Here is a 20,678-nt window from a genome sequence, read left to right on the forward strand (position 1 = left end):
AAAGTCCAGGGTCAGTATGGGACTGGTGGACGATCGGACCGGGAGGTGCCGGATGACGGATCAGGGGCGGGAGACGCGGGCTCCGTTGGGTGTGGCGGAGGTGACGGGGCCGTCCATGGTGCCCACCCTGCTCCACGGTGACCAGCTGCTGGTGCATTACGGCGCCGGGCTCAGGCCGGGCGACGTGGCTGTGCTGCGCCATCCGCTGCAGCAGGATCTGCTGATCGTGAAGCGGCTGATCGAGCGGCGTGAGGGCGGCTGGTGGGTGCTGGGGGACAACACGCACGCCGAGGGCGTGGACAGCCGCGCGTTCGGCACCGTACCGGAGGAGTTGCTGCTCGGGAGGGTGCGGGCCAGGTACCGGCCCATCATGCCGGGCCGTCAGCGCTCGGCCGCTGTGCTGCTCTCCTGGCTGGCGTCGGCGGTGCGGCCGGTGCTGGCGGACCGTGACGTCTCCAGGCGCTTGCGCGCGCGGTAGGCGGCCACGTTGGCGCGGGTCGCGCAGCGGTCCGAGCAGTAGCGCCGGGATCGGTTTGTCGATGTGTCGAGATAGGCGTTGCGGCACGGCGCTGCCTCGCACAGGCCGAGCCGGTCCACCCCGTACTCGGTGAGATGGAAGGCGAGCCCCATCGAGGCGATGGCGGCGTAGCCGGATGTCGCGTTGGACGGGTGGTCGGCCAGGTGCATGTGCCACAGCGGCCGGTCGTCGTCGTCCCGGTGGTCGTGGCCCGAGATCTGCGGTGAGACCGGGAACTCCAGCAGCAGTGAGTTCAGCAGGTCCACCGCGAGTGTCTCGTCCCCTTCGTCCGCCGCCTTGAACACGGCGCGCAGCCTGCCCCTTACCGAGCGGAAGCGGGTGACGTCGGCGTCCGTGGCGCGCCGGGCCGCGGACGAGTTCGCGCCGAAGAGCTCGCGTACCGCTTCGACCGAGGTGAGGGAGTCCCTGTTGCGGGCCGGCTCCTCGGTGTTCACCAGGCGCACGGCGTAGTCCGAGTAATAGGCCAGTTCCACTTGTAGTCCTTACGGAGGCGGTCTAGTGTCGACGAGCGGGCGGCCGTAATGGCTGCTCATCCTTCGAGGGTATTACCTGGGTACCTGAGTGGTGCTGTGGACGGGTTCGCAGCGGTCGGATCAGTTTTCGGATCAGTGGAGGAAGCGGTGGCGGAGTCGGTGGCGGGTACGGACTGGCAGTCCTGGCAGGAGAGCTGGGACCGGCAGCAGGAGTGGTACATGCCCGACCGCGAGGAGCGGTTCCGGGTCATGCTGGATGGGGGTCCCCCCATGCCCTTAAGGCCATGGGGGAGGTCGAGGCGCTGGTGGGACCTGCTCCCCGGGTGCTGGATCTCGCATGCGGTACGGGAAGTATCACGGATCGGCTGCTGAAGCGGTTCCCCGGAGCCACCAGTACGGGCGTGGATCTCGATCCTGCGCTGCTCGCCATCGCGGAGGGCTGCTTCGCCGGTGACGACCGCGACCGCGCTGCACTGGCTGCACACCGAGCCGCTCGCCGCGCTCTACGGGCAGATCGGCTCCCTCGTCGTGGACGGCGGCGTGTACATGAACGCCGACCACATGACCCGACGACGGGACGCCGCGGATCAACACGGCCGAGCGTGCCCACCGGCACGCCGCCATGGACCGCGCCAGGGCCGCGGGCGCCCTCGACTGGGCGGACTGGTGGGCCCTCGCCGCCAAGGACCCCGTCCTCGCGGGACCGACCGCCGAGCGGTACCGGATCTACGGCGAGCACGCGGAGGGGGACACGCCGTCCGCCCGGTGGCACGCGGACACCCGGCGCGCGGCGGGCTTCGCGGAGGCGCGGCCTGTCTGGGGGCCTCCCCGTCCGACACCCTGGTGCTCGCCGTGAAGTAGCCGGGAACCGGAGGCTCCGACGGTCCCCGACGGCCCGGCGGGCGTGCGGAAGGCCCGGCGTGCGTCCGGTACGCGTGCGGAAGGCCCCGCGTGCGTCCGGCGGGCGTGCGGAACGTGAAGGGGGGTACGGGCCGACGCGCCCGTACCCCCCTTCACGTACGCCTGGTGCGACCGCTCACAGCACCTTCGACAGGAACGACTTCGTCCGCTCGTGCTGCGGGTCGGTCAGGACGTCCCGCGGGTGGCCCGACTCGACCACCACGCCGTCGTCCATGAAGACCAGCGCATCGCCGACCTCCCGGGCGAAGCCCATCTCGTGGGTCACGACGATCATCGTCATGCCGTCGTCCGCGAGGCCGCGCATCACGTCCAGTACGTCACCCACCAGCTCCGGGTCGAGCGCCGACGTCGGCTCGTCGAAGAGCATCAGCTTCGGCTCCATCGCCAGCGCGCGGGCGATGGCCACCCGCTGCTGCTGACCGCCGGAGAGTTGCGTCGGATAGCTGCCGGCCTTGTCGGAGAGCCCGACCCGGTCCAGCAGCCGCTCGGCGCGGGCGCGCGCGACGGCCTTGGCCTCACCGCGCACCTGGACCGGTGCCTCCATCACGTTCTCGATGGCGGTCATGTGCGGGAAGAGGTTGAAGCGCTGGAAGACCATGCCGATGTCCCGGCGCTTCAGAGCGACTTCGCTGTCCTTCAGCTCGTAGAGCTTCTCGCCCTTCTGGCGGTAGCCGACCAGGTCCCCGTCGACGTACAGCCGTCCGGCGTTGACCTTCTCCAGGTGGTTGATGCACCGCAGGAACGTCGACTTGCCGGAGCCCGACGGGCCGATGAGGCAGAACACCTCGCGCGGGGCGACCTCCAGGTCGATCCCCTTGAGCACCTGAGTCGGTCCGAAGGACTTGTGGACGCCCTCGGCCTTCACCATCGCCGTCTTCCCGGCCTTCACCGTCGCCGTCATGCGGACACCCCCGAGCGGTTGCTGAAGGAAGCCAGGTTCGCCCTGACCCGCTGGAACGGGGTCAGCGGCAGGCTGCGGCTGGAGCCGCGCGCGTAGTAGCGCTCCAGGTAGAACTGGCCGATGGAGAAGATCGTCGTGAGCACCAGATACCAGGCGGCGGCCAGGAACAGCATCTCCACCGCGGCCCCGGACGTCTGCCCGATGTCCTGGGCCGTCCGCAGCAGTTCGTAGAACTGCACCGCGGCCACCAGAGAGGTGGTCTTCAGCATGTTGATGACCTCGTTGCCGGTCGGCGGCACGATGACCCGCATCGCCTGCGGGACCACGATGCGCCGCAGCGTCCTGGCATGGCTCATGCCGAGCGCGTGAGCGGCCTCCGTCTGGCCCTCGTCGACCGCGAGCAGCCCGGCCCGGCAGATCTCCGCCATGTACGCGGCCTCGTTCAGGCCGAGACCGAGCAGCGCCGTCAGCAGCGGCGTCATAAAGCTCGACCAGTAGTCCTTGTAGATCGGACCGAGGTTGATGTACGTGAAGACCAGGCCCAGGTTGAACCAGACCATCAGCTGGACCAGGACCGGAGTGCCCCGGAAGAACCAGATGTAGAACCACGCGATCGACGAGGTCACCGGGTTCTTCGACAGCCGCATCACCGCGAGGATGATGCCCCCGACGATGCCGATCGCCATGGAGAGCACGGTGAGCAGCAGCGTCTGGCCCACACCGTGGATGATCCGGTGGTCGAAGAAGTAGTCCGGGATCGCACCCCAGTTGATCTTGCCCTGGGAGAACGCGTAGACGATCGAGGCCAGCAGGGCCACGGCCACCACCGCGGCGACGTACCGTCCGAAGTGCCTGACCGGGATGGCCCTGATGGCCTGCGGTCCGGTGGGCGGCGCGTCGACCGCGCCGCTCACCTTTTCCATGTCAGCAGTCATAGGTGATACCTCTCAGCGCCGGCGTCCGGTCAGGATCCGCCGTTGACCTTGGCCGCGGTGATCGCGCCCTGCTCGGCGCCCCACTTGGCCAGGATCTTGTCGTACGTGCCGTTCTTGATGATGGCGTCCAACGCCTGCTGGAGGGCCTTGGTGAGCTGGTCGTTCCCCTTGGCGACCGCGATGCCGTACGGGGCGGCCTGGACCGTCGGGCCGACGATCTGGAAGTCCTTGCCGCCGCCCGAGGTCTTCACCGCGTACGCGGCGATGGGGGAGTCGGCGGAACCGGCGTCGGCGCCGCCCGAGCGCAGCCGGGTCTGGGCCTGCTGGTCGTCGTCGAAGGCCTGGATGGTCAGCTTCTTGCCGGCCGGACACTTCTTCGCCTGGGCCTTGGCGAGGTCGTTGGAGACCGTGCCGCGCTCCATGACGATCGTCTTGCCGCAGAGGTCGGCCCAGTTCTTGATGCCCTCGTCCTTGCCCTTCCGCGTGTAGATCGACACACCGGCGGAGTAGTAGTCGACGAAGTCGACGCCGGTGCCGACCTTCTTGCCGTTCTCCACACCGTTCTGCCGGTCCTTGGTGTCCGTCATCGCGGACATCGCGATGTCGTAGCGCTTGGCCCGCAGGCCGGTGACCAGGGTGTCGAACGTGCCGTTCTCGAACTGGAACGTCACCCCGAGCTCCTTGCCGAGCGCCGCGCCCAGGTCGGGGTCGATCCCGGCGACCTTGCCCGAACTGTCCTTGAACTCGACGGGCGCGTACGCGATGTCGGAGCCGACCTTGATGGTGCCCTGGGACCGGACGGCCTGCGGCAGCAGATGCGCGAGCGGTGCGGAGCCCGAACCCGTGCCGTCGCTCTTGGGCCCGTTCTTGGTCTGGTCGCCGCAGCCGGTCAGCAGCAGTGCGCCGGCGACCGCGATCGCGCCGACCGCGGCTGTCCGGGACTTCATTGCGGCCGTGCGGCGCGTGGAGCGTGCGGTCATGGTGGTGGTCCTCCGGCGGATCGGACAGCTGAATGCTGGCGCCGCGGCACACGGTGTTCCGGTGCCACGACCATGTGTGGATGACGGCATCTTGCCAGCCGGACTGGTCCAAACAGGCGGCTGGGCATGTCAAAATCGGGTAACGGGTCACCCCCGTTCTCCACTTGGCCGGTACGGCACGACCGGACCATCTGCTGGCAAACGCACCTTCCGCCGGAGGATCTCCGGTCCGCCCCGCGCCGTTCCGGGGCGCGTCTCGAAGGATGGACTCGAATCGCGGTACCGGGCTCACCTGCCCGGATATCCCGCTATGAGCCATCTCACCGTGTCGGTGCGGACTCGATATGGACTCGTCCGATGTGCGGTCCATCCGGTAGAACAGACGGTTACACCCCTCATCCGGGGCTCAGGGCGCGTGTGCGGCGCGCCCGCGCGTATGTACCTCCCCCCGCCCGCCGGGCCAACCGGCCGGGCGGGGCACATACGCGGTGCCCGCCCACCCCTCCTCAACCAGGAGTGGCCACCCTCAACTGATGAAGACTTAAGGGGTAACAACCAATGGCAGCGGAGATCGTCAATCCTCGCAGCGAAAGTTTCAGCACGCCCTCGCAGGACGAGGACACCTTCGACCCGGTGTTCGCGCTGCACCGCGGTGGCAAGATGGCCGTCCAGGCCACGGTGCCGGTGCGCGACCGGGACGACCTGTCCCTCGCGTACACGCCCGGCGTCGCGAAGGTGTGCAGCGCCATCGCCGAGAAGCCGGAGCTGGTCCACGACTACACCTGGAAGTCGCAGGTCGTGGCCGTCGTGACGGACGGTACGGCAGTGCTGGGGCTGGGTGACATCGGCCCGGAGGCGTCCCTTCCGGTGATGGAGGGCAAAGCGATCCTCTTCAAGCAGTTCGGCGGCGTCGACGCCGTTCCGATCGCGCTGGCGACCACCGACACGGACGAGATCATCGAGACCGTCGTGCGGCTCGCCCCGTCCTTCGGCGGCGTGAACCTGGAGGACATCTCGGCACCGCGCTGCTTCGAGATCGAGCGCAGGCTCCAGGAGCAGCTCGACATCCCGGTCTTCCACGACGACCAGCACGGCACCGCCGTCGTCACCCTGGCGGCCCTGCGGAACGCGGCCACCCTCACCGGACGCTCGCTGGGGCAGCTGCGCGCGGTCATCTCGGGTGCGGGCGCGGCGGGTGTCGCCATCGCGAAGATCCTCATCGAGGCCGGAATCGGCGATGTCGCGGTGTGCGACCGCAAGGGCATCGTCTCGGCGGACCGCGAGGACCTGACCGAGATCAAGCGGGAGGTCGCGGGCTTCACCAACAAGGCGGGCCTGACCGGTTCGCTGGAGACCGCGATGTCCGGTGCGGACGTCTTCATCGGGGTTTCGGGCGGTACGGTCCCCGAGCCCGCGGTCGCCTCGATGGCCGAGGGCTCGTTCATCTTCGCGATGGCCAACCCGAACCCGGAGATCCACCCCACGGTCGCCGCCAAGTACGCGGCGGTCGTCGCCACCGGGCGCAGCGACTTCCCGAACCAGATCAACAACGTGCTGGCGTTCCCGGGGATCTTCGCCGGGGCGCTCCAGGTGCGGGCCTCGCGGGTCACGGAGGGCATGAAGCTCGCCGCGGCCGAGGCGCTGGCGGCCGTGGTGGCCGATGAGCTGAGCGCGGACTGTGTGATCCCGTCGCCGTTCGACGAGCGGGTCGCTCCGGCGGTCACCGCGGCCGTGGCCGCCGCGGCCCGCGCGGAGGGCGTGGCCAGGCGCTGAGGCCTCCCCGGGGAGTGAGGGGCCGGCGAGGCCCCTCCGCCCCGGCCAGTGCAGGCAGCGTCACACCTGTGGCCGGTTCCGTACGGAACCGGCCACGCCTATGGTCGGGGCATGTTCGCCGCCTACGCAGCCCGCATCGACCGCGACCACCCTCTCAACGGCCTTGAACTGGGGGAGCGTCCGGCCCCCGAGGCCCGGCCGGGCTGGACGACGGTCGACGTCAGAGCCGCCTCCCTCAACCACCACGATCTCTGGTCGCTCCGCGGCGTGGGGCTCACCGCCGACAAGCTGCCGATGATCCTCGGCTGCGACGCCGCCGGGACCGACCAGGACGGCAACGAGGTCGTCCTGCACTCCGTCATCGGGCAGACCGGGTACGGGGTCGGTCCGAAGGAGGGGCGGTCCATCCTGACGGAGAAGTACCAGGGCACGTTCGCCGAGCGGGTCACCGTCCCCGAGTGGAACGTGCTCCGCAAGCCGAAGGAGCTGAGCTTCGAGGAGGCCGCCTGTCTGCCGACCGCCTGGCTCACGGCGTACCGGATGCTCTTCACCAACGCCGGTGTGCGGCCCGGTGACTCCGTACTCGTCCAGGGAGCGGGCGGCGGTGTGGCGACGGCCGCCATCGTGCTCGGGAAGGCGGCGGGCCTGCGCGTCTACGCCACCAGCCGGGACGAGGCCAAGCGCCGACGGGCCGTCGAACTCGGCGCGGTGGACGCCTTCGAGCCGGGTGCTCGGCTGCCCCAGCGGGTGGACGCCGTCATCGAGACGGTGGGGGCCGCCACCTGGTCACACTCCGTCAAGTCGCTCAAGCCGGGCGGCACTCTGGTGATCTCGGGTGCCACCAGCGGCTCCGATCCGGTGTCGGCCGAGCTCACCCGGATCTTCTTCCTGGAGCTGAAGGTCGTCGGCTCGACCATGGGGTCCAAGGACGAGCTGGAGGACCTGCTCTCGTTCTGCGCGGCCACCGGGGTGCGGCCGGTCATCGACGAGGTACTGCCGCTCGACCGGGCCCGCGAGGGCTTCGAGAAGATGGCGTCGGGCGAACTCTTCGGCAAGATCGTGCTGACCGCCGGCTCCTGACTCCGGCCCGGCCCCGCTCCGGACCGGCGCCGGGTTGGGTCCTACCCGCTCCTGACCGTCAGGAGCGGGTGACCACGATGAACTCGCCCTGGGGGCTGTCCGTCCGTCCTCCGAAGCGCCGGTGTCCAGAAGCAGCGCCCTCTCGTCCCCGAACAGCGGGAAGCGGGAGGGCGCTTCGACGTGCACGGACTTGTTCTGCCGCAGGAGCAGGGTGTGTTCGGTACAGGCGTGGACCCGGGTGTCCGGTGCGAGGTCGTGTTCCGGGGAGGGCCGGCCGCGGTGCCGGTCGGCATCGAGGCTGCCGGGGACCGGGGGCTCCACCGGGGCAGTCGATCACGGCGGCGCCGTAGCCCCGTTCGTCGTTGGGGCGCTGTGCGTTTCTGCGCGGCCCGCCTCCGTACCTGTCAATGAAGGTTGACAGTGGATGCGGCGTCAACGTAAATTGACACCATGACCGAGGCAACGGAACTCGCCGCCCGGGCGAGCGACAGTGACCCGCGAGTCGGGCTGCGGGCGGTGGCCGCGCTGCGGCGGCTGCTCGAACGGCTCGAATCCGTACAGGTGCGCAGTGCCCGCAATCAGGGCTGGTCGTGGCAGGACATCGCCGCGGAGCTCGGTGTCAGCAGGCAGGCGGTCCACAAGAAGCACGGGAGGCAGTGATGTTCGAACGCTTCACCCAGGGGGCCAGGGACGTGGTCAGCGGCGCGGCGGGGTACGCCGGGAGCGCGGGCGACCCCCGGATCACCGAGGAACACCTGCTGATGGCGCTGCTCGACGCGCGCGGCACGAAGGCGTCCTTCGTGCTCTCCTCGCTCGGTGTCACCGGCCGGCGCGAGCAGCTGACCGGGGCGCTGGCCGACGCCCGGCGCCGGGGCGGGATGTCGCAGGCGGACACGGACGCGCTGGCGGGTCTGGGGATCGACGTCGACGAGATCGTCGGGCGGATCGAGGAGGAGCACGGCCGCGGCGCGCTGGCGGCGGGCGGCGCCACGGTCAGGACACTGCGCCGGACGCTCACGCCCGGCGCGAAGGAGACGCTGCGGATCGCCCTGCGGACCGCGGTGGCGCACCGGGAGCGCCATCTCGGCGACGAGCACCTGTTGCTGGCCCTCATCGAGCGGCGCGGGGTGGCCGCGGACACGCTGGCGGCGTGCGGGGTGTCGTACGAGGGCGTGGAGCGCGTACTGAGGGGGAGCGGGCGGCGGGGCGACGGTTTGCCGGGCGCCGTGTGACGGGAGCGCGCCCGCCCCTCCGGCGGTTGCCGGGGGAGCGGGCGCGGGCCTGGGGCCTCTCGTCCCGGGGCCGTTACGCCCCGGGGTCGCGCAGTGCGGCGCCGATGTGGGCTGCCGCAGCCGACAGATGCCGCCTGGCGTCCCGGAGCTGGCTGTCCGTGACTCCGTGATCGCGTGCCGCGTCCCGGATGTCGTCGCGGAAACGGTCGAGCAGCCGGTCCAGGTCGCGGGCCGGATTGCCGGAAGGCTCCTCGTGTGCCCACTCCGGCTCGGGCGCCGGGCGGCCGTCCCCCTTGCCCAGGTCGACGGGGGCCGTGGTGTCCGTGCCGGCGGTCGTCTCCGTACCGGAACCGGGGGCTGTGCCCGTACCGGAACCGGGAGCTGTGCCGGAATCGTGATCCGTGCCGGAACCGGGTTCTGTGCCGGCCGTCGTGCGCGCGCCGGAATCCGTGTCCGTACGGCTTCCCGCCCCCGGCTCCGCGGCCCGTCCGAAACGGCCCAGTTCCCGGGTGAATTCGGCGAGACCCTCGCGCACTCCGGCGGGCCAGTCACCACGTGCGAAGTGGTCCTGGACCTGCTCGGCGACCCGCTGCATCTGCTCGCGGGCGTAGTCCTGGGCCTCCCTGGCCTGGCGGCGCGCCTGCTGGGCGTCCTCGCGGGCGCGGCGCGACTCGTCCTTCGCCCGGCGCGCCTGCTCCTTCCACTCCTGCTTGGCGCGCTTGAAGTCCTCCTTGGCCTGGCGCCAGCCCTCCTTGTCGGTCCAGTTCCCGTCGAAGAAGTCGGAGGCGTCCGGGAATCCGGGGAACGGCTTCCCCGAGCCGGAACCCGAACCCGAACCCGAACCGCTGTCCGGACCCGCGTCGGCCGTCCGTCCGCCGTCCGCCGCACCGGCCGACGTCCTGCGTGCCTCCTTCGCCGCCTGGCGGATCTCGCGCCGCAGGTCGTTCGCCGAGCCGCTGACGTCGGCCCGGATCTCCGCGGCGAGTTCGGAGACCGACTCGCGGATCTCCATCTCCAGGTCGGCCAGTTCACCGCTGCGGCCCGCCAGTTCGGCGCGGCCGGCCTCGGTGATCGAGTACACCTTCCGGCCGCCCTCCGAAGCGTGGGTGACCAGTCCCTCCGCCTCCAGCTTGGCCAGGCGCGGATACACGGTGCCCGCGCTCGGTGCGTACAGCCCCTGGAAGCGCTCCTCCAGGAGCCTGATCACCTCGTAGCCGTGGCGCGGCGCCTCGTCCAGAAGCTTGAGGAGGTAGAGCCGCAGTCGGCCGTGTGCGAAAACGGGGGCCATGTCAGAGCACCTTCTCGGCGATGTCGTCCTGTGCGGGCCTGCGCAGCAGGGCGATGGCCCCGCTCACGGTGGTCGCCCGGAGGCTGCCGGTGCCCGCGCCGAGGGTACCGGTGATCTTCTTGGCACCCCACTGGCCGCTGACCCGCAGATCCTCGAAGGCGTTCGACACGGCGCCGCTCGTGGTGTTCGCGCTGACCTCGGCGTCCGTCAGCTGGGCCAGCCGGATGGCGACCTCGCCGGAGACGGTGGTGAGCGCGATGTCGGTCGGCCCGCCGGTCGCGTCGAGGTCGACGACCATGTCGCCGCTGACCGATTCTCCCCGTACGGACGAGCCGGTCCCCTCGATCACGGTGAGGTCCCCGGAGACCGAGTGGAAGCGCAGATCGCCGCTGACGGCCTGAGCCTCCACGTTCCCCGACACGGTCCCGGCGAGAACGGTGCCGGAGAGGCCGACCAGGGTGGTGTCACCGGAGACCCCGCGCACCTCCGTACGCCCCCGGATCCCGGAGACCACCGCGCCCGCGCCGACCACGCCGACCTCGACCCGCGCCGACGCGGGCACCGCGACCGAGACGACGGCGTTGCGGTGCCAGCCCCTGCGGTCCAGCCACTTCAGGAAGCCCTTCCAGGGCAGGTCCTCGTAGGCCACGGTCAGCGTGCCGTTCTCCAGCGTCACGACCAGCGGCGGCCCGTCGATCCCGGAGATCTCCAGCCGGGCGCCGCCCTGCTCGTTCAGTACGGCGTCGTCGGTGCCCACGACATTGACCGTGCCGTTGACGATGCGCACGTTCAGCGCCGTCACGGGTTCGTCGAAGGAGAGTTTCTGTGGCTCCGACACTGACCTCTCGGACATGGAACTGACCTCCACCGGTCGGCTACAACGCAACATATCGCGTCTTCTGAAGAACACGATATATCGCGGATCGGTGAAGTCAAGCGCGCGGGTGGAATGCGTGGATCTGTCCTAGCGTGGGGCCATGTCAGAGAACGCCACAGGCGCCTTGCTGCTCTGCCGGGCTGACCCGGCCGCCGTACGGACCGCGGCCCGGGTGCTGGGGGAGCAGCTGCTTCTCGCACCGGCGGGGGAGCGGTGGAGCGTGCTCGTCCCCGATGCGAAGCCCTGGCTGCACACGGAGGAACCGGTCGACCGGGTGGCCGGCGGCTGGGTCACCACGCTCGCGGTCGCGTCGGACTGGCCGGTGCTCGCCCTCTGGTGGGACCACGACCGGTCGGGTCTCACGCTGGCCTCCGGCTTCCGGCGGCCGGTCGGCTATGTGTGGCGCGCGGACGGCACGCCGGTCGGTGAGGACGGGGCGATGCGCACGTTCGGCGCACGGCTGCGGCTCGATCCCGTACTGGACCTCCAGGCGCTGACCGAGCTCACCCTCCCGGACCCGCTCGCCGACTCACGCTCCCGGCTGACCGGACTCACCGCTGTCCTCGCCCGGGCCGGCCTCGCCCTGCCCACCGGCCTCACCCCCGGTGACCCCGCCGACCGGCTGCGCGAGGTGGCCAGGGTCCACCCCGCCACCGGGCGGATCGACCCGACGGGCCTGCGGGAGGCCGTGCGGGCGGAACTCGCCGCCTTCGAGGACGGCACGCTCGGCCCCTGGCTGCGCGGCCCGCGGGCCCGCGCACTCGGCGCGGCGCAGCTGGCCGCCGGTGTCCCGCTCGCGCTCTGGGGCTTCAGCCGCCGCAGGGGAGGCTGGACGGTGGCGGCCGCCCTGCTGATGGCGCACGGGGTGCTGGGCCTCGCGTACGACCGGATGCGGGCGGGCGCCTGAGCCGGCGCCCGGCTCCCGCGTTCCTGCCGCCCCCTACGCGTCAGTCGTCGTCCTCGTCCTCGTCGTCCAGCCGGGCCAGCCAGGTCGCCAGGCGCTCGACCGGAACCTCGAAGTCCGGGTTCAGGTCGACGAAGGTACGCAGCTGCTCGGCGAGCCACTCGAAGGTGACCTCCTCCTCGCCCCGCCGCTTCTCCAGTTCCTCGATGCCGCGGTCGGTGAAGTACACGTGTCGCTCCTGATGCGTTCCGGATGGTCCCTTTCAGATTAGACCGACCGGTAATTGCGAGGTGCGTGCCCCAGCCCCGCTCCTTCACCCGCCCCCCAATTGCCGGTCGGTCTTGAGCGCGGCGCAGGACCGGCCGCTGAGTGGCGGGTTCCGGCCTCCTCCGCAACCGGCCGGGCCAGTACCCTCGTCATGGTCCAAGTAACCTGTACGTGAGGTGACTTGAGCGATACGGGGGAGTCATGGCGGCCGAGGTACAGGAAATCGTCCTGCCGGGAGGTGCGGTCGTGCACGCCCGGCTGACCACATCCGGCGCGCACGGCGACGGCTACGAGGACGTCGGCGTCGCGGAGGTGCTGCAGAACCGGGTGGACGATCTGCGGCGGGTGATCGCCGGCGTCGGAGGCTCCGTGCTGGACGCGGCGCGCGCCGCCTGTCCCGACGAGGCCACCGTCACCTTCGGCCTTGAGTTCAGCGTCAAGGAGGGGAAGGTCATCTCCGTCCTGGCGGGGGCCGAGGCGAAGACTGCCCTCCAGGTGTCCCTCACCTGGAAACTCGCCGAGAACGCCGCGCAGCAGCCCGCCGCAGCCGCGCCCCTCGCGCCTCCGCCCGCCACGCCTCCGCCCGCCGTGCCCCAGCCCGCCGATGAATGAGCCCGACCCCGTCGTCAACTCCCTCACGGCTGCCGCGACCGTCCACCTGCTGCCCGCCGGCGGGGCCGCCGCTGACTTCTGGGGCAGCGGCTTCTTCATCGCCCCCGGCTGGGTGCTGACCTGCGCCCATGTGCTGCGCCCGCATCTGCCGGCCGGGCCCGGCGGGCACCTCGCGGTACGCGGCGACGACTTCAACGACGGGATCCCCGTCCCCGCCGAGGTGGTGGCCTGGCAGCTGGCCGAGAAGGAGGGGGCCGCGATCCCGCCGGAGCGGGACCTCGCCCTCGTCCGGCTGCTGGACCCGGAGGCGGAGCACGAATGCGTCTGGTTCACCGACCGTGACGTACGGCCGATGCACACGGTCGTCGTGCACGGCTACCGCCCCGAACCCCAGGCGGCGCCCGGGGGCGGCCCGGTGTCCTTCACGGCAAGGGCCGGTATCAACGTGCTCAGCGGAGACCACGGACTGCTGATCGAGCCCGGTGCCGAATACCCCAAGGGCGTGTCCGGCGGCCCGCTCCTCGACCCGCTCACCGGCGAGGTCGTCGGCATCATCAAGTCCCGCAGGAAGGACAAGGAAGGTGGCCTCGCCGTCGCGGCCGGGGCGCTGCGCGGATTCGGCGACCGCTACCGGGAGGTGATGGCCGCACACGACCGCTGGCACGCCGCACGGAAGGGACACCACACCTGGACCGCCAGACAACCGGTGGCGGCCTCCGCAGGGCCCGGCGGAGGCGGCGACTGGACGCCGCGCGACCGGCGCGATGCGCTGGCGCTCCTCGCCGAACTGCCCGGCCCCGCCACCGGAGCGCCCGTCGCGGTTCTCGCGCGCAAGGCCGCCCGCGATCTGCTGCCTCCGACCAGGGCCGTACTGCGCGGCTGGCGGGACGGTCACGGCCTGCTGTACGACGGCGAGCAGCCGCTCGGCCCGCTCGTCCAGCTCAGCTACCTCCGGCTGGCCGCCCAGTACGTCGGCGCGCGCGGCGGCGCGACGGGCCCGCTCTCCGACTGGATCGACCGCAGACTGGAGCAGGTGACGGACCCGCTCCTGCACGAGCTGGTCACCGGGATCGGGCTGCCCTCCGCGCTGCTCCCCGACCCCGTACGTCCGGAACGCATCGTCCTGCCGTACCCGGGCCCCAAGGAGGGGCCGGTGGTCACGGTCGTGATGGATCCGCTGCACGACGACCCCGCGCTCTTCGAGTGGACGATCCACCTCTTCAGCGGAGAAGGGGGCAGCGAGCAGATCGGCGCGTACGAGGGGCCGGCCCCTCGTACGCAGGGCGGCGACGCGGTCTGGCACAACCACCAGACGCTGCGGCGCAGGCTCCATGAGGTGCTGCACGCCGAGGACCCCGACGGGGACCGTCCGGTGCCGGTGGAGATCGCCCTGCCGCTCGGCCGGTTCGACACCCCCGTCCACCGCTGGCAGCTCCAGGACGCCCCGCCGATGGACGGGCTCACCCACCTGGGGGCGCAGCGACGTCTGGTGGTGCGCGATCTCGGGCGCCGCGGCCAGTGGCACGACGAGGCCGGGCGGGACACCCGCTGGCAGGCCGCCGCCGGGGCCCAGCGGCTGACCGTGGCGCGGATCCCGGAACCGGGCACCGCCCAGCGGCCCGCGTACTACGAGTCGCTTCCGCCCGGCGCCGTCCCCGTGCTGTGCCGCCCCGCGGGCCGGGGCGCCGGAGCCGCCGCCATGGAACTGACGCTGCGGGCCGGCCACGGCATCGCGCTGTGGCACATCGGCCGTGGTGCCGGGCACAGTTGCGGAGAGGACTGCGCCGAACTGCGGGCGCGGGTACAGAAGTTGTTCGACGCGGCCGGCGGAACGGCGGAACTCCCGGACCGGCTGCGCCATCTGCGGGAGGACATCGACCGCCGGCGCCCCGAGACCCACTGGCCGGAACCGCTGATGCTGCTGTACGACGACCCGGGGCGGCCCCTGCCCACCGATGACGAACACACCCTGGACTCCCCGTGACCGGGACCCCGCGGACCGTTCCACGGCAATGGCCTGAAAACGACTTTGACGATGCGCCGGACGGGTACGTATCCCGGAACGCCCGGCGCCGATGAGGAGCGAACCAGCGATGAGCGAATGGTTCATCTACCGCGGCACCGGCGACCCCGATCCGGAGCGTATCGACCGCAGGCCCGCGCCACCGCCCTGGCGTGACTTCGGCGCCCCGCCCATCGACTACCGGGTGCCGGAAGCCGACTCCGCGACCACGCGGCGGCTGGGTACCCGGGCCGTCCCCCTCGCGGTGCCCGGCAGCGAGGCGCTGCGGCTCATCAACGCCGCGCTGTATCTGCGCCGCCCGCTGCTGATCACCGGAGAGCCGGGCTCGGGCAAGAGCACGCTCGCCCACGACCTCGCCTTCGAACTCGGCCTCGGCCGCGTCCTCCAGTGGCCGGTCGTCAGCCGCAGCGAACTCCGCGACGGCCTCTACTCCTACGACGCCATCGGCCGCCTCCAGGACGCCCAGCTCGCCCGGCTGGAGGACGGCGAGGGCGGCGGGAACGGCGGGAACGGTCCGGCCGGCGGACCGCACCCGGCCGGGGACATTGGGCGCTATCTGCGGCTGGGCCCGCTCGGCACCGCGCTGCTCGCCGCCGAGCGGCCCCGGGTGCTGCTCATCGACGAGCTGGACAAGAGCGACATCGACCTCCCCAACGACCTGCTGAACGTGCTGGAGGAGGGCGAGTTCACCCTGCCCGAACTGGAGCGGGTCGCCGACCGGCCGGGGCAGCAGACCGTCCAGGTCCTCACCGACGACGGGCTGCGCGCCCCCGTCACCGGCGGCCGGGTGCGCTGCCGGGCCTTCCCGGTGGTCGTCATGACCAGCAACCGCGAGCGGGACTTCCCCGCCCCCCTGCTGCGCCGGTGCATCCACCTCGACCTGGCGGCGCCCCGGGACGAACGGCTCGCCGCCATGGTCCAGGCGCACTTCGGCGCCGGATCCTACGACGAGTACATAGGCCTCGTCGACCGGTTCGTCCGTACCGAGGCGGACGGCGGAGTGCGCCCGACCGACCAGCTGCTGAACGCGATCTACCTCGTCCAGCACACCGCGGGCCGCCACCCCGCGGACCAGGAGGCCGTCGCCGATCTCCTGATGCGGCCCCTCGACAACGGGCCCAGGTGACCCGGTGGGCGACGGGCGGGACGAGAGCGGCCGGGGTGTGGCACTGACCACTCTGGTCGCCCGGCTGCGGGAGTCCGGCCGCGATGTCGACGCGCGGGAACTCGCGGACGCGCTGTGGCTGGCCGCCCGCACCGGAGCCCCCGCCCCCGCCGGGCCCGGCCTTCCGGCCGGTCTCCCGCAGGAGACCCCCGCCGCTCCGCCGGCCGCCCCCACCCGCCCCGTCGAGCCGCCCGGGGACACGCCCGGCGCGCCCGCCGCCCTGCTGACCGCGCCGGACCCGGAAGGCGCGCCCGCCGCCGTGGAGGCTTCGCCGGTCCTGGTGCCCGCGGCGCCCGCGCTCGCCGATCCGCACGCGCTCCAGCGCGCGTTACGGCCGCTGAGCCGCTACCGGTCACCGGCCATCCCGCCGGGCCGCAGGCTCGACGAGGAGGCCACCGCCGGCCGGGCGGCCGACACCGGACTGGTCATTCCGGTACTGCGCGCGGCGCGCCGGCAGAAGGCGCGGCTGCTGCTCCTCATGGACGTCTCCACGTCGACGGTCGCCTGGGAGAGCGCACTGGAGGAGCTGGCCGGCATCTGCGCCGGCGCCGGAGTCTTCCAGGACGTCCAGCTGCGCTATCTGCACCCGGACGGCGAATCGGGCGCCGGATACGCGGCCGGACGCGTCCCGGCGGGACCGCTGCGCCGCGCAGCCCAGCTCGGCGACCCCACCGGCCGCCGGATCATCCTGCTGCTCTCGGACTGCTCAGGACCCATGTGGCGGTCCGGTGTCCTGCAGCGGCTGCTGTACCACTGGTCGGCCACCACCCCGGTCGCAGTCGTCCAGCCGCTGCCGCAGCGGCTGTGGCGGCGGACCCATCTGCCCGCGTACGGAGGGGTGCTGCGGCGGCACGAAGGCCCCCTGGGGCGGCTGGAGTTCAGCGCAGTGCCGCACGGCTCCGACCCGCGCGACGGCAGACCGGTCCCGGTGCTCGCGCTGCGGCGCACCTCCGTGGAGGGCTGGGCCGGGCTGGTCTCGGGCGGCACCGGCCAGTCGGTGTCCACCGCGGCCGCCTGGGTGCGCCGTGACCAACCGCCCTCCCGCGCACCGGTACGGGCCGAGGCCGCGCTCACCGGGCAGGAGCGGGTCGGCGCGTTCCGGCGGACCGCGTCCCCCACCGCGCAGCGGCTTGCCGAGTATCTGACGGCGGTGCCGCTGGTGCTGCCGGTGATGCGGCTCGTCCAGCACACGATGCTGGCGGGCACCGGCCCCGAGGCGCTGGCCGAGGTGCTGCTCGGCGGCATCGTACGGCGCGCCGAGCGGCCCGACATCGGCCCCTCCGACGGTCCGTACTACGAATTCCTCGACGGGGTGAAGGTGTTGCTCGCCGCCCGGCTCGACCGGGGGGACGAGCGGCTCGTGCTGCGGCACAGTTCGAGCTATGTCCAGCGGCGCTTCGGCCGCAGCGCGCGCAACTTCCCCGCCATGGCCGCCGTCGCGCTCGGCGAGCGGCTGCCCGTCCCGGCGGGCGGCGGTGCGATGCCCGCCGGGCTGCGCGTCTTCGCCGAGGTCGCGGCGGACACCATCAGACGCCGCGGCGGGCCTCCCGTCGCGCCGCCCGGCCCCGGCACCCCGGGCGAACTCACCGCGCAGGCGGACGAGTTCATCCAGCGGTACGAGCGGTACGGCGGCGTACGGGACCTCGACAGCGCGATCGGGCTGCTGCGCCTGGCCGCGGCAGGGGAGCGGCGCCGTGAGTCGGTGCCGGCCCGCAGGGCGGAGCTGTCCCGGGCGCTGCTGCTGCGCTGGCGGCTGCGTGCGCTGGACGAGGACCTGGCGGAGGCCTGGGAATCCGCGAAGTCCTCCGACGGGTTCGCGGCCGCCGAGGTGCTGCACGCCATGGCGGTGGCGGCCGATGAAGGGCAACTCGGCCAGGAGCTGGCCGGGAAGGTACTGCGCGAGGTCCGCGGCCCGTACCCCGGCGACGCCCCTCTCGATGACGCGGACACCGCGGCCGAGCTGCTGTCCGCGGCGTCCGACCGGCTCCGCGGGGTGACGGAGGCCGTACGGCCGTCGGAGGAGTGGCAGGCGGCCGCCGCACTCCACATCGAGGTGCTGCGGCGGCTGTCCAGGGCGGGCGGGCCGGCGGTGGACACCACGCCCCTGTACGCGGCGGCGGCGCTCGCCGAGCGGCTGGCGGACGCGGCGGACGGGGTCGGGGCGCGGGTGCTGCACGGCACCCTGGAACTGGATCTGGCCCGCCACGTGGTGAGTGACGACGTCGTACGGCACTACGCCCTGCGTGCGCTCCGGGCGCTGCGCCCCGCCGCCGAGGCCACCGGGGGCGCCGAACGGGCCGACATCTGGCTGAAGATCGCCAGTGCGCTGGAGCTGGCCCACCTGGAGGGCGGCGACGCGTCGTGGCGGCGGGAGGTGCTGGACGCGCTCGCCGCGGCCCTGACGGCCGCCGATGACGACGCCGTACGCCACCACTGCCACCTGCGCATGGGGGACGTGCACTGGCAGGGGCACATCGACCCCGCTGCTCCCGCTCTCCCGGCGGCCGCCCGCCCGGACAGTGTCCATTTGGAGAGCGCCCATCCGGACAGCGTTCATCCGGAGAGCGCCCGCCCGGAGGGCAGCCGGGGGGAGAGCGCCCGCCCGGACAGCGCCCACGGGGGCGCCCCCGGACACGGCCAGGGGCCGGCCCCCCGGCCCGGCACACATCTGGACGGTGCCATCGAGCACTGGGCCGCCGCCCTCGCCACCGGGACCCCGGACCGGCCGGCCAGGCTCCTCACCCGGCTGGGCCGGGCGCTGGGACACCGTGCGGCGCGGGACGGCGCGCCCGGCGATCTCGACGCCGCCGTACGCCGGCTGCGCGAGGCCGTCGACGAGACGGCCGAGTCGGACCGCGAACTGGCCGCGCGCCGGGCGCTGCTCGGGGCGCTGTATCTGGCGCGCTACCGGGCCACCGGCGGGCTCACCGACCTCTACGAGGCCGACTGGGCCCAAGGAGCCGCCGCGCGCGGGGCCCCCGACCCGTACGCGGCCTCGCGCGCCTGGCAGGCCCGGGGCGACATCGCGGTGCTCCTCGCCCGGCACACCGGCACCCCCGACCGGCTCCAGCAGGCCGCCGAGCACTATCTGCGCGCCACCGACGTGGACGACGACGGGCGGGCCGGTGCGGCGCGGGCGGCGCGCGCCGCTGTGCTGGAGGAGCTCGCGGGCCCGCCGGAAGCCCTCCGCGAGTACCGGGCGGCCCTGGCGCTGCTGGAGTCCGCCGGGCCCGCAGGGGACAGTGCCGCGGCCGGTGTCCGGGACGCCGTCGCCCGGCTGACGGACGGGGCGGCCGGCCGTTGACCCACGACACAGAAGCACTGCCCGGCGACCCGCTGCCCCGGCTGACCCCGCCGTGGGACACCGGCCACCCGGTGCTCGCCGCCGTACTCGCCGAGACCCGGCAGCGCGATCCGCACGAACCGCTCATCGCCTACTACGAGGACGCGCCATGACCCCCGCGGTCCGCGACCGGCCCGTCGCTCAACACCCCGTGCCGTTCCGGCAGTTCGTCCTGAAGGTGCACAGCCGCTGCAACCTGGGCTGCTCCTACTGCTACGTCTACCGCGGCCAGGACAGCAGCTGGCGGGAGCGCCCGCGCCGCGCCACCGGCGAGACCGTCCGCAGGACCGCGGCGCGGATCGCCGAGCACGTCACCGCGCACCGGCTCCCGCGTATCCGGATCGAACTGCACGGCGGCGAACCGCTACTGTCCGGGCCGGGCCCGGTGATCGAGTACGCCCGCGCCGTACGGGACGCGGTGCCCGCGGGGTGCGAGGTCACCGCGACCGTGCAGACCAACGGGACCCTGCTGACCGCCCGTACGCTCGACGCGCTCGCCGCCGCCCGGATCCGCGTCGGGCTCTCCCTCGACGGCGGCACCGCGGCGCTCAACTCCCGCCGCAGGGACCACGCGGGCCGGCCCTCCTGGCCCGCCGCCCACCGGGCCGCCCGGCTGCTCGCCGCGTGCCGGCACCCCGGCACGTACGCCGGGATCCTCTGCACCATCGACCTCGCGGCCGACCCGGTCGAGGTGTACGACAGCCTGCGCGCGCTGCGCCCGCCGGGGCTCGACCTGCTGCTGCCGCACGGCAACTGGTCCGTGCCGCCACCGGGGACCGAGCCGGGGGAACCGGGCCGGCACCGGCCGCGCCCCACCCCGTACGGCCACTGGCTCGCCACCGTCTTCGACCGCTGGTGGGACGGCGGTCCCGGCCAGCCGCGCATCCGGCTCTTCCACACCCTCGTCGCCCTGCTGTTCGGCGAACCGGCCGCGGCCGAGGCGGTGGGGCTGGCCCCGCTGGCCGTCGTCGTCGTGGACACCGACGGCGCCATCGAGCAGGTCGACGCGCTCAAGTCCGCCTACGAGGGAGCCCCTTCGACCGGCCTCGACGTCTTCAGCGACCCCTTCGACACCGCGCTCGCACACCCCGGGATCGCCGCCAGACAACTCGGTGAGAAGGCGCTCCCCGGAGTCTGCCTGCGCTGCCCGGTGCTCCGGGTGTGCGGCGGCGGCAACTACGTCCACCGGTACGCGGCCGGGGCCGGCTTCCGGCACCCCAGCGTCTACTGCGCCGATTTGGAGTACCTCATCCGGTATATCGCCCACCGGCTGAGCGCTTTCGTCACGTGACGTATCGTGGCGCCGACTGGCCGTCAACATGGCGACTTCTGTTCACACTTGAGTGGTAGGTGCACGACAGTGACG

The 20,678-nt window shown here is 72.6% G+C and carries 19 protein-coding genes and 1 pseudogene; 13 read left to right on the forward strand and 7 right to left on the reverse strand.

From position 1 onward, the window contains the following. Positions 1-52: 52 nt before the first annotated feature. The gene (gene sodX, locus OHB13_RS25545; RefSeq protein WP_266853173.1) at positions 53-478 is read left to right on the forward strand and encodes a nickel-type superoxide dismutase maturation protease; all 426 of its coding nucleotides are present in this window, start codon (positions 53-55) and stop codon (positions 476-478) included. Here the strand turns inward: sodX and OHB13_RS25550 are convergent. Continuing rightward, entirely contained in the window at positions 382-1,011 is a 630-nt protein-coding gene (locus OHB13_RS25550; RefSeq protein WP_328378627.1) for a CGNR zinc finger domain-containing protein, read from the reverse strand. The genes sodX and OHB13_RS25550 overlap by 97 nt on opposite strands. 147 nt (positions 1,012-1,158) lie before the next feature. Here OHB13_RS25550 and OHB13_RS25555 point away from each other — a divergent pair. Then, positions 1,159-1,872 (forward strand): annotated as a pseudogene (locus OHB13_RS25555) (class I SAM-dependent methyltransferase). A 175-nt stretch (positions 1,873-2,047) separates the two neighbouring features. On the opposite strand, the gene OHB13_RS25560 reads toward OHB13_RS25555, so the two are convergent. Genes OHB13_RS25560 through OHB13_RS25570 form a run of 3 tightly spaced genes read right to left on the reverse strand, consistent with a single transcriptional unit; the run spans position 2,048 to position 4,748 of the window. Further along, positions 2,048-2,833 (reverse strand): amino acid ABC transporter ATP-binding protein, encoded by a 786-nt coding sequence (locus OHB13_RS25560; RefSeq protein WP_323183642.1) that lies wholly within the window; start codon positions 2,831-2,833, stop codon positions 2,048-2,050. Continuing rightward, the gene (locus OHB13_RS25565; RefSeq protein ID WP_266853170.1) at positions 2,830-3,768 is read right to left on the reverse strand and encodes an amino acid ABC transporter permease; all 939 of its coding nucleotides are present in this window, start codon (positions 3,766-3,768) and stop codon (positions 2,830-2,832) included. Before OHB13_RS25565 ends, OHB13_RS25560 begins: the two co-directional genes overlap by 4 nt. A 29-nt stretch (positions 3,769-3,797) precedes the next feature. Beyond that, entirely contained in the window at positions 3,798-4,748 is a 951-nt protein-coding gene (locus tag OHB13_RS25570; RefSeq protein WP_328378628.1) for an ABC transporter substrate-binding protein, read from the reverse strand. Between the two features lie 558 nt (positions 4,749-5,306). On the opposite strand from OHB13_RS25570, the gene OHB13_RS25575 reads away from it, so the two are divergent. The 4 genes from OHB13_RS25575 (at position 5,307) to OHB13_RS25590 (ending at position 8,833) form a co-directional block, all read left to right on the forward strand. Further along, positions 5,307-6,521 carry an NAD(P)-dependent malic enzyme gene (locus OHB13_RS25575; protein ID WP_328378629.1) on the forward strand — a complete coding sequence of 405 codons (1,215 nt, stop codon included), beginning with the start codon at positions 5,307-5,309 and terminating at the stop codon, positions 6,519-6,521. Between the two features lie 111 nt (positions 6,522-6,632). Then, on the forward strand, positions 6,633-7,601 hold the full coding sequence (locus OHB13_RS25580) for a zinc-binding dehydrogenase (RefSeq protein ID WP_328378630.1): 969 nt from the start codon (positions 6,633-6,635) through the stop codon (positions 7,599-7,601). Between the two features lie 450 nt (positions 7,602-8,051). Further along, positions 8,052-8,261, forward strand: a complete 210-nt coding sequence (locus OHB13_RS25585) for a helix-turn-helix domain-containing protein (RefSeq protein ID WP_328331342.1) — start codon at positions 8,052-8,054, stop codon at positions 8,259-8,261. Further along, positions 8,261-8,833 (forward strand): Clp protease N-terminal domain-containing protein, encoded by a 573-nt coding sequence (locus OHB13_RS25590; RefSeq protein ID WP_328378631.1) that lies wholly within the window; start codon positions 8,261-8,263, stop codon positions 8,831-8,833. Before OHB13_RS25585 ends, OHB13_RS25590 begins: the two co-directional genes overlap by 1 nt. A gap of 73 nt (positions 8,834-8,906) precedes the next feature. Here the strand turns inward: OHB13_RS25590 and OHB13_RS25595 are convergent, their stop codons facing one another. Together OHB13_RS25595 and OHB13_RS25600 are read right to left on the reverse strand one after the other, a co-directional pair. Further along, positions 8,907-10,121, reverse strand: coding sequence for a PadR family transcriptional regulator (locus OHB13_RS25595; RefSeq protein ID WP_328378632.1), 1,215 nt, complete (start codon positions 10,119-10,121; stop codon positions 8,907-8,909). A gap of 1 nt (position 10,122) precedes the next feature. Continuing rightward, a complete protein-coding gene (locus OHB13_RS25600) occupies positions 10,123-10,974 on the reverse strand; it encodes a DUF4097 family beta strand repeat-containing protein (protein ID WP_328378633.1) in 852 nt (283 codons plus the stop codon). A gap of 124 nt (positions 10,975-11,098) precedes the next feature. Between OHB13_RS25600 and OHB13_RS25605 the strand changes: the two genes are divergently transcribed. After that, positions 11,099-11,905 carry a hypothetical protein gene (locus tag OHB13_RS25605; protein ID WP_328378634.1) on the forward strand — a complete coding sequence of 269 codons (807 nt, stop codon included), beginning with the start codon at positions 11,099-11,101 and terminating at the stop codon, positions 11,903-11,905. A gap of 40 nt (positions 11,906-11,945) precedes the next feature. Here the strand turns inward: OHB13_RS25605 and OHB13_RS25610 are convergent, their stop codons facing one another. Continuing rightward, on the reverse strand, positions 11,946-12,131 hold the full coding sequence (locus OHB13_RS25610; protein WP_164267593.1) for a DUF6104 family protein: 186 nt from the start codon (positions 12,129-12,131) through the stop codon (positions 11,946-11,948). A 239-nt stretch (positions 12,132-12,370) separates the two neighbouring features. Between OHB13_RS25610 and OHB13_RS25615 the strand changes: the two genes are divergently transcribed. From OHB13_RS25615 to OHB13_RS25640, 6 genes are all read left to right on the forward strand, one after another. Continuing rightward, positions 12,371-12,781: a CU044_2847 family protein gene (locus OHB13_RS25615; protein WP_266853156.1), complete on the forward strand. Its 411-nt coding sequence runs from the start codon at positions 12,371-12,373 to the stop codon at positions 12,779-12,781. Then, the gene (locus OHB13_RS25620; RefSeq protein ID WP_328378635.1) at positions 12,774-14,765 is read left to right on the forward strand and encodes a VMAP-C domain-containing protein; all 1,992 of its coding nucleotides are present in this window, start codon (positions 12,774-12,776) and stop codon (positions 14,763-14,765) included. The genes OHB13_RS25615 and OHB13_RS25620 overlap by 8 nt, the downstream gene beginning before the upstream one ends. A gap of 109 nt (positions 14,766-14,874) precedes the next feature. Further along, positions 14,875-15,930, forward strand: a complete 1,056-nt coding sequence (locus OHB13_RS25625; RefSeq protein ID WP_328378636.1) for an AAA family ATPase — start codon at positions 14,875-14,877, stop codon at positions 15,928-15,930. A gap of 4 nt (positions 15,931-15,934) precedes the next feature. Further along, complete coding sequence (locus OHB13_RS25630) at positions 15,935-19,273, forward strand: SAV_2336 N-terminal domain-related protein (protein WP_328378637.1); 3,339 nt, start codon at positions 15,935-15,937, stop codon at positions 19,271-19,273. Next, complete coding sequence (locus OHB13_RS25635; protein ID WP_266853148.1) at positions 19,270-19,425, forward strand: hypothetical protein; 156 nt, start codon at positions 19,270-19,272, stop codon at positions 19,423-19,425. Before OHB13_RS25630 ends, OHB13_RS25635 begins: the two co-directional genes overlap by 4 nt. Continuing rightward, positions 19,422-20,603, forward strand: a complete 1,182-nt coding sequence (locus OHB13_RS25640; RefSeq protein WP_266853146.1) for an FxsB family cyclophane-forming radical SAM/SPASM peptide maturase — start codon at positions 19,422-19,424, stop codon at positions 20,601-20,603. The genes OHB13_RS25635 and OHB13_RS25640 overlap by 4 nt, the downstream gene beginning before the upstream one ends. The last annotated feature ends 75 nt before the right edge of the window (positions 20,604-20,678 follow it).

The sequence above is a fragment of the Streptomyces sp. NBC_00440 genome (assembly GCF_036014215.1).
In the GTDB taxonomy this organism is placed as follows: Bacteria; Actinomycetota; Actinomycetes; order Streptomycetales; family Streptomycetaceae; genus Streptomyces.

Excerpts from the sequence above, each read along its gene's own strand:
- OHB13_RS25605 (WP_328378634.1), top strand. The coding sequence starts at position 11,099 with ATGTCAGAGAACGCCACAGGCGCCTTGCTGCTCTGCCGGGCTGACCCG.
- OHB13_RS25620 (WP_328378635.1), top strand. The coding sequence starts at position 12,774 with ATGAATGAGCCCGACCCCGTCGTCAACTCCCTCACGGCTGCCGCGACC.
- OHB13_RS25625 (WP_328378636.1), top strand. The coding sequence starts at position 14,875 with ATGAGCGAATGGTTCATCTACCGCGGCACCGGCGACCCCGATCCGGAG.
- OHB13_RS25600 (WP_328378633.1), bottom strand. The coding sequence starts at position 10,974 with ATGTCCGAGAGGTCAGTGTCGGAGCCACAGAAACTCTCCTTCGACGAA.
- OHB13_RS25575 (WP_328378629.1), top strand. The coding sequence starts at position 5,307 with ATGGCAGCGGAGATCGTCAATCCTCGCAGCGAAAGTTTCAGCACGCCC.
- OHB13_RS25570 (WP_328378628.1), bottom strand. The coding sequence starts at position 4,748 with ATGACCGCACGCTCCACGCGCCGCACGGCCGCAATGAAGTCCCGGACA.
- OHB13_RS25615 (WP_266853156.1), top strand. The coding sequence starts at position 12,371 with ATGGCGGCCGAGGTACAGGAAATCGTCCTGCCGGGAGGTGCGGTCGTG.
- OHB13_RS25560 (WP_323183642.1), bottom strand. The coding sequence starts at position 2,833 with ATGACGGCGACGGTGAAGGCCGGGAAGACGGCGATGGTGAAGGCCGAG.
- OHB13_RS25595 (WP_328378632.1), bottom strand. The coding sequence starts at position 10,121 with ATGGCCCCCGTTTTCGCACACGGCCGACTGCGGCTCTACCTCCTCAAG.
- OHB13_RS25640 (WP_266853146.1), top strand. The coding sequence starts at position 19,422 with ATGACCCCCGCGGTCCGCGACCGGCCCGTCGCTCAACACCCCGTGCCG.
- OHB13_RS25590 (WP_328378631.1), top strand. The coding sequence starts at position 8,261 with ATGTTCGAACGCTTCACCCAGGGGGCCAGGGACGTGGTCAGCGGCGCG.
- OHB13_RS25580 (WP_328378630.1), top strand. The coding sequence starts at position 6,633 with ATGTTCGCCGCCTACGCAGCCCGCATCGACCGCGACCACCCTCTCAAC.
- OHB13_RS25565 (WP_266853170.1), bottom strand. The coding sequence starts at position 3,768 with ATGACTGCTGACATGGAAAAGGTGAGCGGCGCGGTCGACGCGCCGCCC.
- OHB13_RS25585 (WP_328331342.1), top strand. The coding sequence starts at position 8,052 with ATGACCGAGGCAACGGAACTCGCCGCCCGGGCGAGCGACAGTGACCCG.
- sodX (WP_266853173.1), top strand. The coding sequence starts at position 53 with ATGACGGATCAGGGGCGGGAGACGCGGGCTCCGTTGGGTGTGGCGGAG.